The 13,441-nt window shown below is 54.9% G+C and carries 16 protein-coding genes; 11 read left to right on the top strand and 5 right to left on the bottom strand.

Annotated elements, in window-relative coordinates; all coding sequences use genetic code 11:
• Positions 1 to 8: 8 nt before the first annotated feature.
• The 4 genes from ACR0BF_RS18645 to ACR0BF_RS18630 are packed head-to-tail and all read right to left on the bottom strand — an operon-like array spanning position 9 to position 3,824.
• Positions 9 to 1,070, bottom strand: coding sequence for an ABC transporter substrate-binding protein (locus ACR0BF_RS18645; protein WP_480608043.1), 1,062 nt, complete (start codon positions 1,068 to 1,070; stop codon positions 9 to 11).
• Between the two features lie 17 nt (positions 1,071 to 1,087).
• Positions 1,088 to 2,185, bottom strand: a complete 1,098-nt coding sequence (locus ACR0BF_RS18640; protein WP_480608040.1) for an ABC transporter ATP-binding protein — start codon at positions 2,183 to 2,185, stop codon at positions 1,088 to 1,090.
• A complete protein-coding gene (locus ACR0BF_RS18635) occupies positions 2,182 to 2,970 on the bottom strand; it encodes an ABC transporter permease (protein WP_480588105.1) in 789 nt (262 codons plus the stop codon). The genes ACR0BF_RS18640 and ACR0BF_RS18635 overlap by 4 nt, the downstream gene beginning before the upstream one ends.
• The gene (locus tag ACR0BF_RS18630; protein ID WP_480608037.1) at positions 2,967 to 3,824 is read right to left on the bottom strand and encodes an ABC transporter permease; all 858 of its coding nucleotides are present in this window, start codon (positions 3,822 to 3,824) and stop codon (positions 2,967 to 2,969) included. Before ACR0BF_RS18630 ends, ACR0BF_RS18635 begins: the two co-directional genes overlap by 4 nt.
• Before the next feature lie 139 nt (positions 3,825 to 3,963).
• Between ACR0BF_RS18630 and ACR0BF_RS18625 the strand changes: the two genes are divergently transcribed.
• The 11 genes from ACR0BF_RS18625 to ACR0BF_RS18575 all read left to right on the top strand — a co-directional run bounded on the left by ACR0BF_RS18625 (position 3,964) and on the right by ACR0BF_RS18575 (position 12,832).
• On the top strand, positions 3,964 to 4,593 hold the full coding sequence (locus ACR0BF_RS18625; protein WP_480477774.1) for a TetR family transcriptional regulator C-terminal domain-containing protein: 630 nt from the start codon (positions 3,964 to 3,966) through the stop codon (positions 4,591 to 4,593).
• Positions 4,594 to 4,995: 402 nt separating this feature from the next.
• A complete protein-coding gene (locus ACR0BF_RS18620; RefSeq protein ID WP_480555775.1) occupies positions 4,996 to 5,388 on the top strand; it encodes a COG4315 family predicted lipoprotein in 393 nt (130 codons plus the stop codon).
• Between the two features lie 6 nt (positions 5,389 to 5,394).
• Entirely contained in the window at positions 5,395 to 5,940 is a 546-nt protein-coding gene (locus ACR0BF_RS18615; protein ID WP_480625522.1) for an RNA polymerase sigma factor, read from the top strand.
• A complete protein-coding gene (locus ACR0BF_RS18610) occupies positions 5,937 to 6,683 on the top strand; it encodes an anti-sigma factor family protein (RefSeq protein WP_480625521.1) in 747 nt (248 codons plus the stop codon). Before ACR0BF_RS18615 ends, ACR0BF_RS18610 begins: the two co-directional genes overlap by 4 nt.
• A gap of 196 nt (positions 6,684 to 6,879) precedes the next feature.
• Positions 6,880 to 8,040, top strand: coding sequence for a Gfo/Idh/MocA family protein (locus ACR0BF_RS18605; RefSeq protein ID WP_480625520.1), 1,161 nt, complete (start codon positions 6,880 to 6,882; stop codon positions 8,038 to 8,040).
• 395 nt (positions 8,041 to 8,435) lie between these two features.
• Positions 8,436 to 9,050, top strand: a complete 615-nt coding sequence (locus ACR0BF_RS18600) for a TetR/AcrR family transcriptional regulator (RefSeq protein ID WP_480625519.1) — start codon at positions 8,436 to 8,438, stop codon at positions 9,048 to 9,050.
• Positions 9,047 to 10,201: an efflux RND transporter periplasmic adaptor subunit gene (locus ACR0BF_RS18595; RefSeq protein WP_480625518.1), complete on the top strand. Its 1,155-nt coding sequence runs from the start codon at positions 9,047 to 9,049 to the stop codon at positions 10,199 to 10,201. Before ACR0BF_RS18600 ends, ACR0BF_RS18595 begins: the two co-directional genes overlap by 4 nt.
• A complete protein-coding gene (locus tag ACR0BF_RS18590; RefSeq protein WP_480625517.1) occupies positions 10,198 to 11,334 on the top strand; it encodes an ABC transporter permease in 1,137 nt (378 codons plus the stop codon). Before ACR0BF_RS18595 ends, ACR0BF_RS18590 begins: the two co-directional genes overlap by 4 nt.
• A 4-nt stretch (positions 11,335 to 11,338) precedes the next feature.
• Positions 11,339 to 12,052 (top strand): ABC transporter ATP-binding protein, encoded by a 714-nt coding sequence (locus tag ACR0BF_RS18585; RefSeq protein ID WP_480625516.1) that lies wholly within the window; start codon positions 11,339 to 11,341, stop codon positions 12,050 to 12,052.
• Positions 12,049 to 12,450, top strand: a complete 402-nt coding sequence (locus tag ACR0BF_RS18580) for a hypothetical protein (RefSeq protein WP_480520745.1) — start codon at positions 12,049 to 12,051, stop codon at positions 12,448 to 12,450. Before ACR0BF_RS18585 ends, ACR0BF_RS18580 begins: the two co-directional genes overlap by 4 nt.
• A 160-nt stretch (positions 12,451 to 12,610) precedes the next feature.
• Positions 12,611 to 12,832: a hypothetical protein gene (locus ACR0BF_RS18575; protein WP_480520747.1), complete on the top strand. Its 222-nt coding sequence runs from the start codon at positions 12,611 to 12,613 to the stop codon at positions 12,830 to 12,832.
• A gap of 29 nt (positions 12,833 to 12,861) precedes the next feature.
• Here the strand turns inward: ACR0BF_RS18575 and ACR0BF_RS18570 are convergent, their stop codons facing one another.
• A complete protein-coding gene (locus ACR0BF_RS18570) occupies positions 12,862 to 13,128 on the bottom strand; it encodes a hotdog family protein (protein WP_480625515.1) in 267 nt (88 codons plus the stop codon).
• Positions 13,129 to 13,441 lie beyond the last annotated feature (313 nt).

The following is a 13,441-nucleotide window of genomic DNA, read 5'->3' as shown; positions in this document are numbered from 1 at the left end:
GGGTTGTGTTAGAAGCCGGCTTTGATCCGCTCGAATTCGGCCAGCATCTTCGCCTCAAGCTCGGGGTTCACAGCATCAAAAAACAAGCTGCCTTCGAAGAAGCTTTTGGGATCGGAAAAACCATAGGCTTCGATATTGGCCTGATCGGCGATTTCAAACGCTTTTGCGTTGGAATGCGGGTAGCCCCAGTTGTCGATGATGTACTGACCACTGGCAGGGTCCGTAAGCGCGTTCAAAAGGTCATAGACCTGATCGACCGGTGTCGTGGACGATTTCAGATGCACATAGCCACACGCCCAGGTCGCGATGCCCTTGTCCACGTTGCGCATCATGGCCGCGGGCACTTCGTTCCAGATCAGGTTCAGTTCGGACTGGTTCCAGGCCCAACCCATTTCGATCTCGCCACTGGTCATGGCCTGGTCAAACTGACCCGCATCGGACCAGTAAAAGCGCATGTTCGGATGGATCGAGCGCAGGAAATCCGATGCTTCCTTGAATTGCTCATCGCTCAGGTTGGTGTAGTCATCCGCGTTTCCGGTGGCCAGCGCGGCCAGGGCATAAGCAGACGATGCGGCATCCGGGATGGCGATTTTGCCCGCAAAGGCCGGGTCCGCCATCAGTTGCAGCGAGATGTCATCCCCCGAGATCTTGTCGGTGCGATAGATAAGGCCCGTGTTCCCCCATTCAAACGGCAGCATGTAAAGCTGGCCGTCCAGAACGATGGCGTCGACCTCTTTGATCTCGGGCAGCACATCCGCCCAATTGGTCAGCTTGCTTTCGTCCAAAGGCTGAATCAGATCAGCTGCGACCCATTTTCTGACAGCGTCGGAACAAGGATGTGCCAGATCAGCGGTAAAACCGGAACTCAGCTTGGTAAAGGCTTCTTCCTGGCTTCCGAAATAGGAATAGCTTGGTGCTTCGTCCCCGTATTTTTCCATGTAACTGGCAAAGAACCCAGGATCTTCATATCCCGACCAGTCAAAAACCGTCAGATCAGCGCCACCTGCACTGGCACCGCCTGTCGTTAACGCCGTCGCACATGCGAAGGCCGCAATTCCCTGAAGTTTCATTCTATCCTCCCTCTGTTTTATTCCGAATTCGTACCAAGATCGATCACACTGGCCGCCTGAAGCCCCAGCCAAACGGTGTCGCCACGTTTGAAATCGACCGTGTGAAAATAGTTTGGAACCGAGACCGAGATTGGTTTCTCGGCTCCTGCCACCTGAATGTGGTAGTGAATATTTTCACCGTAGAAGGCGACGTTGCTGACAGTGCCTTGAACCGTTGATGGGTAGTCTTCAGGCCGGTCCGCAGCAATCTCCAGCTGTTCCGGCCGAATACCGATATTCATGTTTCTGGCGCTGGTCGCCACATTGGGATTTCTTTCGATTTCCATCCGCCCGAAGGCAGCCGCATCGATTGACAACGTGTCACCGCTTTCGTCCAGCAACCGGGCCGGCAATATGTTCATCTCACCGATGAAGCGGGCCACTTGCTGATCACAGGGACGGGCATAAAGCGTTGTTGGCGTGTCCACCTGCTTGAGTTGCCCGTTGAACATCACGCCGATACGGTCGGACATGGTCATCGCTTCGTACTGATCATGCGTGACCATCACAAAGGTAATGCCAAGCGACTGTTGCAGATTGCGCATTTCAAACTGCATCTGTTCACGCAGCTTCTTGTCAAGCGCTGACAAGGGTTCATCCAAAAGCAACACCTTTGGCCGCATGATCAGCGCGCGGGCAAGCGCCACCCTTTGACGTTGCCCGCCCGATAACTCGCTTGCGCCGCGATCCTGAAGACCACCCAGTTCGACCATTTCCAAGGCTTCGGCGACGCGCTGATCGATCTCGGCCTTAGGCGCTTTGCCCCGCAACCCGTAGGCTACGTTATTCCCGACATTGAGGTGCGGAAAGATTGCGTAGCTTTGGAAAACCATGTTCGTCGGGCGTTTGTTGGCGGGCACTCCTTCCATATCCTGACCGTCAATCAGCACCTTCCCTCTGGTAAGTTCCTGAAAGCCCGCGATCATGCGTAAAACCGTGGTCTTGCCACATCCCGAAGGACCGAGGAGCGAAAAGAACTCGCCCTCTCTGAGGTCAAGGTTTATGCCGCTCGCGGCCACAAATGTGCCGTAGCGCTTTTCGACATCCCTGAGCTCTATGATGTTTCTGTTTGTCATCGGACCTCAGATGCGGATGAACGGCGGCGGAAGTATTCAGCCAGAACCAGAAGCAGAACCGAGGTTAGCAACAGGATCGACCCCAGTGCCAAAACATTTGGAAGCTTGGCGGGGAAACGGATCTGGCTCCAGATATAAACCGGCAGGGTTGGCTGGTTACCGGACAGGAAAAAGGCGAGGACGAATTCATCGAAACTGACGGTGAATGTGACCAAAACACTGGCTACGATACCGGGGGCAACGACCGGCAGCGTCACGCGACGGAATGTTTCGAACACACCGACGCCCAGATCGTAAGATGCTTCCTCCAGTGATGCGTCGAAGTCATCAAAGGCAGACTTCAGGATCGAGACAGAGAACGGCAACGCGAGAAACGTATGGCCCAGAATGACGGTCAGCAAAGACGGCTTGAGACCGAGAAACAGAAACAGGACCAGCATTGAAGAGGCGACGATTATGCCCGGGATCACCAAAGGCAGCATCACCAGACCTTCTGCCGCGCGTTGACCCCGAAAACGGTACCGAACAAAGGCACGGGCGGCGAACAATCCCATGGCGGTCGATAGAAGGGCAACAACAGTTCCGACGGCAAGCGAATTCCAAAGCGCCTGGATCAACGTGTCCTGCTCGCCTAGCTTCCGATACCAGTCCAGTGTCCAGCCCTTGATCGGGAACGCAACGATTGTGCCGCTGTTGAACGAGAACAAGGGCAGGAACAGAACCGGCAGGTAGAGAAACAGCAGATAAAGGAACGCATAGGCTGTCAGTGTCGAAGGACGTCTCATCTGATCCGCCTCCCCAGCCGCGTTGCGGACATGACAAACACGATGGCCACAAAACCCACCGACAGCATTGCGATCAGCGATAGCGTAGCCCCAAGGGGCCAGTTGTTGGCGGCCCCGAACTGCACCTGAATAAGATTGGCGATCATCTTCCCATCTGAACCACCAACCAGAGCCGGCGTCACATAATCACCAACTGTAGGGATGAAGATGATCAGGCAAGCGGCAATGATACCTGGGATCGTCAGCGGCAGCGTCACCCGCATAAAACGTTGAAAGGGGCTGTTCCCAAGATCTGTTGCAGCCTCAAGCAGACTGGGATCGATTTTCTGCAATGAGACATAGATCGGCAGGATCGCAAATGGCGCCCAGGCATGAGCGAGCGTCAGCACGACTGCGAATTCGTTGTAGAGCAGGAAGTCGAGAGGCTCGCTGATCAGACCCAGCGCCAGAAGTGCAGAGTTCATAACGCCGTTGAAACCCAAAATGAGTTTCCAGGCAAATACGCGCAGCAAATAGCTGGACCAAAATGGAATGGTGATGAGCAGAAGCCAGATGGTCTTTTTCTGGGCCTTTATCGCGATAAAATACGCGATGGGATAGGCCAGTGCGACGGTGACTACGGTCACCGCTCCGGCAATCCAGATCGACCGAAGCATCAGGTGACGGACCAGCGGATCCGCAAACGCATCGCTGTAATTCTTCAGCGTCGGTGTCTTGTCGAGCGTCACATAGGTTTGGGTCCAGAATGAATAGGCAATCAGGATCAACAATGGCGCCGCGACCAGAAACCCCACGTAAGCCGTGGCTGGCGCGCTGAGGGTATATCCCCGGGACGCTTCGCTGCGAATGATCACCCAACCTCCCTTCCCGAAATTCACGAGTTACTAATGGACGATCGTCCATTAAATGTTGCGCCAGAAAGGCCTTTCGTGTCAATATTCCTTTGATCTACCTCTATGAGGCATTCACAAACGGTTGGTAACATTGAACAAAGTGCAAAGCACCAAGGAACAAAAACGCGGTTCAAAGCGGGATCCGGAAGCCAACAAACAGCTACTGATCGACGCGACTCTGGACACAATTGCCGATATTGGAGTTACCGATACCTCGGTCAGCCGAATCTGCGAGCGCTCCGGCCTGTCGCGCGGAATGATCCATTTGCATTTCGGGGGTAAGGACAATTTGCTGACCGCAGCCGCCCGGCATTTCAGCACCGAGTATTATGCCGAGATGGACAGAAGGACGGATCTGGGCGCGAGCGCAACGCCCGAAGACCGTGTTATGGCAGTGATTGAGGCCGACCTGTCAGAAGCACTGCTCAATCCGCGCAGTACAAAAATCTGGCATGCGTTTCGGGGTATCGCAAGCTCTCATCCAGGTATCGCCCGTTACAGCAGCACTCAGGATGACAAACTTGTCGAAACCTTGCGGTCCGCGTTCAAAGAGATAGCCCCTAAAAACGGACGTGACCCGAACCTAGTAGATGACGCAACCAGCGGAACGCTCGCCTTGCTGGAGGGGATGTGGGTGAATTACCTAACCGATATGCAGGGATTTTCACGCCGCCGCTCTGTCAACCTTGTTCGAAGGTTTTTATGCGGACTTTTCCCCGGAAAATTCTAGGTTTAAGCCTTGGCGGTGTTCTAGTTCAAGTTGGATAACTCGGAGACAGAAGTTTCTGAGAGAAAATTGTTCCGGGCGCATACAATCAGCTCGTCTGTGCTTTCGTTTTGAAACAACTGCGACTGCCGTGCCATTACTTACATACCCAAACTTGGGACACTGTCAGGTGACGAAGCCCCCTGCCCCACGGGCCTAAGGCGCTTGTCCACTTGTCGACAGATACAGGTTATTCGTACCCAAACCGGACATGGGTGACCTTTCCTGTAGGCTCGGATTTTGGCTTAGCCACCACAACAATGCCTACACGCCACAAAAAAAGTTTCACTTTGGGGAATTTTTTCCAGGCGCCTTCGTAGTTGTATTGTCTGCCATCCGGCAGACCTGAAAAAGTCGGAGAATCCAATGTCCCTAAAATCCCTCACTTTTACCGGTGTCGCGCTGGTTGCGACTGCAACCGGTTCATTTGCGGATGGTCACACCGGTGCGCCAGCCGTAACTGGCCAGCTCAACGGAGAAACCTTCCTGATGGATGCGCACAAGATGACGCTCTATACCTTTGACAAGGACGAGACAGGCGTTTCGAATTGCTATGATGACTGTGCCGCCAAATGGCCGCCGCTGATGGGTGATTCCAACATGGAACTGAAAAAAGGCTACAGCCTGATTGAACGCAAGGATGGCAGCGTTCAGGTCGCCTACAAAGGAAAGCCGCTTTACCTATGGTTCAAAGACGAAAACCCTGGGGACATGACAGGGGACGGTGTAAAAGGTGTTTGGCATATCGCACGCCCCTGAACCTTGGTGCCGGGGGAAAGTTTCCTCCCCCGGCTTACGTACATGCTTCAGTCATTTGAAAACCAGCTTGAAAACTGCCTTCCCGATCTTTGGCGTTATGCCTGGTCGCTGACCCGTGATCGGGATGCGGCGGATGATCTGGTGCAGGATTGTGTTGAACGCGCCCTTCGGAAACGATTGCTATGGCTTCCGGGACGGCCGTTGAAACCATGGCTCACTAAAATATTGTTGAACCTCTATCGGGACAGGTGGCGTCGAGAGGCTAGATTCAACACTGTCGATCTCGACAACATTTCGACGCTGGCAGCTACAACAAGCACGGCCGAAGAACGGTTGGAACTCAAGGCTGTCTGGAAGGCGCTGGATTCTGTTCCTCAAGATCAGCGAGAAGCCCTTCTTTCTGTTGTGATTGGTGGGTTAAGCTATGACGAAGCGGCCACAACTTTGTCCATTCCAAAGGGTACGCTGATGTCGCGGATCTCGCGCGCGCGTACTAAAATCAAATCTGAAATGGACGCTTCGACCGCCGTGAAGATCAGGAGCGTGAAATGACGCACACCCCATCCATCGAAGACCTGGTTCAGCGTAGCATAGACGGTGAGTTGTCACCGGAAGAGAGCGAACGCCTTGACCGTCACCTTGCCCGTCACCCGGACGATGCAGCGCGCGTTCGTGCAATGCAGCGTCAATCTGATCTGATAAACAAGGCGGTCCCTGTACCTTCTGCGGCACATCTTCGAAGTCTGCGGAAACAGGCCACGCCACCTTCGCCAATCTCTTTGAGGCTGGTTGCTTCGGTCGCGGTTTTTACAGTCGGATTCGGCTTGGGATCTTATTTGCAACCTTGGAACAGTGGAACAACCGACGATCTGGCATTGTTTTCGCAACACGCAAAGGCGGCGCATTCTCTATTCGCCGTTGAAGTTCTTCACCCTGTGGAAGTCGCCGCTGCGGAAAAAGACCACTTGCAAACCTGGCTCTCCAATCGTCTGGGCTCTGCCATTATCGCGCCGCAACTTGGGGAAACCGGGTTTTCCCTGATTGGAGGACGCCTTTTGCCCGCAGGAGACCAAGCCTCAGCTTTATTTATGTACGAGAATGCAGAGGGTGATCGGTTAAGTTTGATGGCCACGCATGGCGACACAACTCAAACTCAATCATTTCGGTTTCGACAAGAGGACGGGTATCTTGTCGTCTTCTGGCAGGACGGACCCTGGCAGTATACGTTGGTCGGAGACCAGCAGCGCGACCCGATGGAACACATCGCCCGCTTGGCGCATGGTCAAATGATCTAGAGACTGCTTTGAGCGGCTTCATTCGCGCAGAAGCTTTGCGAAACCCGCAAGTTTACAGCAAAAAGCAGTCCGAAGTTACCGGTGTCTGTTGCGGTGAACCGCACCAAGTGGCAAGAACTTTTTTGTTGGTTGAGAATATCTTAACTCCGCGTATGCCGGTCAATGAACGGTGTTCGGTATTCAAAAGGAGAGCTACATGGCAAACCTATCAGGGGTTCGTGCGGCAGTCATTGGAACGGGTTTTATCGGAACAGTTCACGTGCAGACCTTGCGCCGCTTGGGTGTGCAGATAGCTGGCGTTCTTGGCTCATCTCCGGAAAGAGGCGCAGCCGGCGCCGCAGAACTCGGTGTGGCACAGGCATACTCGTCCTTGGAGGAGTTGCTGGCCGATAATAGCGTGGATGTGGTTCACGTAACTTCCCCAAACCAGGCGCATTATCCGCAGGTCATGGCCATCCTCAGAGCCGGAAAGCACGTGATCTGCGAGAAACCACTAGCAATGACCAGCCAGCAGTCGGCTGAAATGGTCGAAATGTCGGCTGCGTCCGGTAAGATTTGCGCGGTGTGCTACAATATCCGGTTTTATCCCTTGAACCAGCACGCACACGAAATGGTCAACCAAGGGGATTTGGGCGATATCCGCCTTGTCACAGGCCACTACCATCAGGATTGGCTTGCGAAACAAACGGACTGGAACTGGCGATTGCGGGCCGAGTCAGGAGGAGTTCTGCGTTCGGTTGGCGACATTGGCACGCACTGGGTCGATTTGACGGGCTTTATTACAGGATTAAAGGCAAAATCCGTTTTCGCGGATTTGACGACATTTCTACCGGAGCGGCAGCGTCCGATGGGGCCAGTTGGAACATTCTCAAACGCAGGTGGCGCAACCGAGACCGTGGCGATTGATACAGACGACAGCGCAGCAATCCTGATACGGTATGAGGGCGGCGCCAAGGGGGTCATGACGACGTCGCAGATCAATTTCGGACGCAAGAACTCCCTAGTCTGGGACATAGCCGGAAGCAAATCCAGTGCGGCATGGGACAGCGAAAAGCCGGATCATCTGTTCATAGGTCATCGCGACGCCGCCAATCAGGTATTGATGCGTGATTTTACCCTGATGAATGCAGCCGGGATCCGCGCCGCGACTTTGCCTCCGGGCCATGTCGAAGGCTTCGCGGACAGTTTTTTTAACTTTTTTAACAGCGTTTATCTGGACATTTGCGCAGGCACGCGCGGGCAAGGCAGCACGTGGGCAACATTTGAAGACGGTCACTATGAAATGCGTTTCTGCGAGGCCGTTCTCAAATCCGCCCGAGAAAGCCGCTGGGTCGATTTGGTCGAGATTTCAGATTGATGCCGCCAAACGCGGCGTCCAGTGTTCTGTTAAAACACTGACTGCCGCCGGGATCTGTCGCAAACTTCACCCCCACCTGTTGTCCGTCGTCAGGGATTTTGGTACAGATGGCTATCTGTTCTAAGAGAGGGTCCGGCGCATCTGACTGGTTTGATTATGCGGCCTATTTGCGACGATCCCAAGCGGCTTGATGTCGTGTTTTTCACGAAGTTTGTCTTTAGGTGCCCCGCGGTTATTGGGTGCTTTCCGCTATTTTCCTGTAGATCATATCGCTCCTAACAGGTGCCAAGCCATTCTTTCCGCCCCCGATGCCGAAATCAAATGCTGGTGCGCTTGACGGCAAGTGTATCTCGTTTTAGATAGTTAGTTATTACTCACTAACAAAATGATATCCAATGCCTGCACGCAAGCCCGCAGATGAACGCAAGACCGAGATCGTACAGGCAATGCTGCGTCTCGCGGACGAGTTGGGCCCAGATCGCCTGACCACGCAGTCGGTTGCTGATACAGTCGGGCTGACGCAGCCCGCAATCTTTCGGCATTTCGCGACCAAACAGGATTTATGGTTGGCGGTGGCAGCAGAGATTTCTGAACGCCTCCGAACCGCATGGGGTGACGCGCTTAGGACATCCGCCGATCCGGCAGAGCGGATCAAAGCGTTGATCTTGGCACAATTGCACCAGATCGAGACTATGCCTGCCATCCCGTCCATTCTGTTCTCGCGCGAGCTACAGGTAGAAAACGACGATCTCCGGCAATCTGTTCTTACGCTGATGGCTGAATTGGTCGGATTGCTGTCCATCGAGCTGACCAACGGGCAGAAAGCGGGCCTGTTCGACACAGACCTGCCGCCTGAAGACGGAGCGCTACTGTTGGTCTCGCTGGTGCAAGGGTTGGCGATCCGCTGGACTTTGGGGAAACGCGGCTTCGCATTGGAATCCGAAGGACGCCGATTGCTCGATGCTCAGATGCGGCTATTCCGAATAGCAAGTACAGAGGTTTCGCCATGAACCGCCGTATCATCCTGGGTGTCAGCCTTGTTGTCGTCCTCGCAGTCTTTGGCAGGTTTGTCCTTACAGAGCGCCCGATCAGTGTTTCCGCGGCCGCAATTGAACAGAATGTCCCTGTACGTGTTTATGGGCTGGGTACGGTCGAGGCCAGGATCGTCTCAGATGTTGGATTTGAAGTTGGTGCCACGCTGACAGAACTTTCGGTCGACAGTGGTGATACGATCAAAGCGGAGCAGGTCCTTGCCCGGCTTCATCCGACGGAACAACAAGCAAAAGTCGCGCGCGCCAAAGCGGGGGTTGCCGCCGCAGAGGCCACCTTGGGCAAGGCTGAGGCAAATGTGATCCGCGCGCGTGCCATTCTTGCGCAGCGACAGTCGACAAATGCGCGCCAGCAGGAACTTGCCGGGCGCAACGCCGTCTCGACTCAGGCTGCGGAAGAAGCGCAGCGGGATGTCGATGTTGCAGCCGCTGATCTGGCCGTCGCAGAAAGTGATGTTGAGGTTGCCCAATCCATGCACAATGACGCCAAGGCAGTTCTGCAATACGAGCGTGTACTGCTTGATCATCATGTGTTGCGGGCACCGTTTGACGCGGTCGTTGTTGAGCGTCATGTCGAAGCAGGTACTGTTGTTGTCGCTGGTGAACCTATCTTTACTCTTGTGGACCCGAACACTGTCTGGGCATTGGCCTACATTGATGAGGAGCGGGCCGGGGGCCTGCAACTCGGACAAGTTGCCGAAGTGAGGTTGCGGTCTTTGCCGCACAAGGTCTTCACCGGCAAGATCGCGCGGATCGGTATAGAAAGCGACCGGGTGAACGAAGAACGCCGGGTCTGGATTGCATGCAATCGGTGCCCGGAACAGGTTTTTCTCGGCGAACAGGCCGAAGTTTGGATCACAGTGACAGAGCTGGTCGAAGCGATGTTGGTTCCAGAGATCGCAATAACCGGTTTTGACGGGCATGAAGGTCGTATCTGGGTCGCGCAGGATGGGCGTGCGCATCAGGTGTCGGCAGTTTTCGGGCACCGGACCGAGGATGCGCGGGTCGAGCTGGTTAGTGGTATTCCCAATGGCTCGCAGGTCATCTTGGCACCCGTTAAAGGGCTGTCTGAAGGGCGCATGGTTCGGGTCGTCGAGAGGAATGCGCCATGAACCTCGCCTACCGCGATGTGCGTCACAATCTGTTCCGCTTCGTTCTGACTTGCCTCGGCCTCAGCCTCCTGATGGCGGTCGTGCTGGCAATGATTGGTATTTACAATGGACTGGTTGCAGACGCGCTGAATATTGTCAAAGCACCGCGAGCAGATCTTTGGATTGTTGAAACTGGTACACGCGGGCCGTTTGCAGAAGCCTCAAAAATTCCTGACGGAACCCGTGATGCCGTGGGGCGATTGCATGGTGTGGCCGAAGCGGGCAGCATCACATACCAGACCGTCGAGGCGCCCTTTCGCGGCGAAACGCTACGCCTGTACGTGATCGGATACGAGCCAGGTCACCCCGGTGGACCCGAAGCAATCACGGTAGGGCGTGGGATCAGCCAGTCCCATTTCGAAATCGTGGCAGACGCCAAATCCGGACTGTCCGTCGGTGATGTGATCCGACTGGGCCGCGATCCTTTCACTGTGGTCGGGTTGGTCGAGGATACGATGAATTCCGCCGGTGATCCGGCTGCGTTCATCACTTTACGCGATGCGCAGGTGCTACAGACGCAACTGGCCCCGTCGGCGCAACGCATTCAGCAGGCACGAGGCGCGGGGTTGCTCGAAAGTCAGGACAGCGTTGCGGCTGTGATCGCGCGGCTTGAACCGCTTGCAAACCCGCAAGAAGTGGCGCAGTCGGTGCGCCAATGGAAACATCTTGGGGCCCTGACACAAGCCGATCAGGAGTCTATCTTGCTAATGTCTGTGGTGGATCGAGCAAAGCGGCAGATAGGTTTGTTTCTGGGCATTCTATTGTCCGTTTCAGCCGTTGTAATCGCGCTAATTATCTACACGATGACCATGGAAAAGCTGAAGCAGATCGCCACACTCAAACTGATCGGCGCCCCCGACCGCACGATCATCGGGCTGATCGTGCAGCAATCCATTGCACTTGGTGCGGTTGGCTGGAGTTTCGGCCTGATCCTTATCCTGCTAGTCAAGGACTACTTCCCCCGCCGGGTTGTGTTGGAGCCGATCAACGCCGTCGCTTTGGCAGGGATCATACTCGTTGTCTGCATCGTCGCCAGCGGCCTTGGCGTTCGTGCCGCACTCAAGGTCGATCCGGCCACGGCAATCGGAGGGTGACGTCATGCTCAATGATCCGCGCCGCGTGATTGTAGATGTTACCAATGTCTCCAAGCACTTTGGCGAAGGTGATGCTCGCGTCGACGCATTGAAGGGTGTTGATCTGTCAGTCCAGGCAGGCGAAGTCGTGGCACTACTCGGCCCGTCTGGATCGGGTAAAACGACGCTTCTGAATGTCATTGGCTGCATCATTGCTCCGAGTACGGGGAAGGTTACGCTGGACAATGAGGTGGTTTACGACAAGCAATGGCTGCGAAACGATCTGCGCAAGCTACGGCTCGACAAGATCGGGTTTATCTTTCAGTTCCATAATCTTCTGCCATTTCTCGATGCCAAAGAAAACGTTGCCCTGGTGCTGAAACTGGCTGGAAAATCGACGGTCGAAGCGCAAAGGCGCGCTATCGAACTGCTGGACTATCTGGAGGTCGGTCACCGCAGGGATGCGATGCCCGCGCTTCTGTCCGGAGGTGAGGCGCAGCGTGTGGCCATCGCACGCGCCCTTGCCAACAGCCCGCGCATCATTCTGGCAGATGAACCAACTGCGGCGCTTGACAGCCAGCGGGCCGGGATCGTGATGGACTTGATGCGCAAGCTCGCGGCTGAGCAAGACGCCTGCATCATTGCTGTGACGCATGATGAAAAGATTTATGACCGGTTCGACAAGCTGTTCCACCTGCGCGACGGCCTACTTGATGGAACGGAAGGGGGCGTGACATGAGAAATGCGACCCTTGGCAACCGCGCCCTGAAAGTAGCGGCAAGCGTAGCATTAGTTTTCGGCGCGTTGACCGTTTTCTCAGGCGGGTGGGCCTTGTTTGGTGGCGAGGAAGCACGCACCGCCGTTGGCGATGCGGTGCCCTTCGTGCTGTGGTTCAACTTTCTGGCGGGGTTCGCCTATGTCGTGGCCGGTATTGGGCTGTTTCTTCGGCACCGGTCAGCGGCCTGGATATCAACAGGCATTCTGGTAGCCACCGTTCTGGTTTTCCTGGCCTTCGGCGTTCATGTGTTGCAAGGCAACGCCTACGAGATGCGCACCGTTGGTGCGATGACCCTTCGCGCGGGTGTCTGGTTAGCCATTTCTGTTGTGGCTTGGATACATATCTTGCGAACGGATTGACCCTGGCAGACCCTGATTTCCCGGCCGTAGAATATTTGGTGAAATCCAACGTCGCTTCACACATGGGACAGGGCCTGGACAATGAATACATGACCGCTCTGTTCGGCTCTCGGTCATTGAGATGGTGTACCGCGTTCCTGATCACCGTCCTCTCAGAGTAATGGCCCAACTGAAGCGCTCAACCAAGCTCTTCATGGAAGAAATACCTGCGGCAGTCATCGCGCCACTGATCGAGATCTGCAAAACCAACGGGATCGCGGTCGCCAAAATAATCGCGAAGCGGCTTTTTTTATACCACGAGGTCTGGCTATCGGCTATTTGCCGAGATTGCGGGATAGGTGTGCCCGGTAAGTCGCTGCTTCTGGCCGCTCAAAAAGTTTGACACATCCGTGATGTCGACATGTCCGCACATCAATCTTGATGAAGGTGCAGATCAAAGATCAACTCATTGGTTCCCTGCTGAACTCTCAGATCATCTTGATTGAAAACATCAAACTGAAATTCAATGATCCCGCGTTTTCCCGATGTCGTAATGCGTTTTGAGACGACGATCAGATCAGCCCAGATCGTGTCACCTGCGAAGACGGGTTTCTCGAACCGCCAGTTCCACCCGAGCGACGCCAGGCCATCGGGTTTTGCTTGAGACTGAAACTTGAGCCCATCAACCACTGGCAGCACAAGTGGGGCTGATCACTTGAACCAAGCAGTCTAAGTCATGGCAACCGATTTAAAGGGTCCAGAACCTAGATTGGCCCGTGGAAACACAAGCCACTGAAAAACAGGTGGCAAAGCACAGGCTATTTCCCGCAAAGCAAAGATAATCAGGCCTACTACCCGTCTGTCGCCCGGGCAAAAAAGGTGCGTGAAATCGTGTTAAGTACGACCGCGTTGCACGAATAGCGCTTGGGCCGCATTTGCCCCTTTCCCCGGTTCGTTATGCGACACGTTCATAGGTCGCACGACCTAGACGGGTCATGCGGTTGAGGGCTTT

This window comes from Ruegeria sp. AG7, from assembly GCF_056541545.1.
Note: the sequence above shows the minus strand (reverse complement) of the source record. Positions and strands in the feature narration are given on the sequence as shown.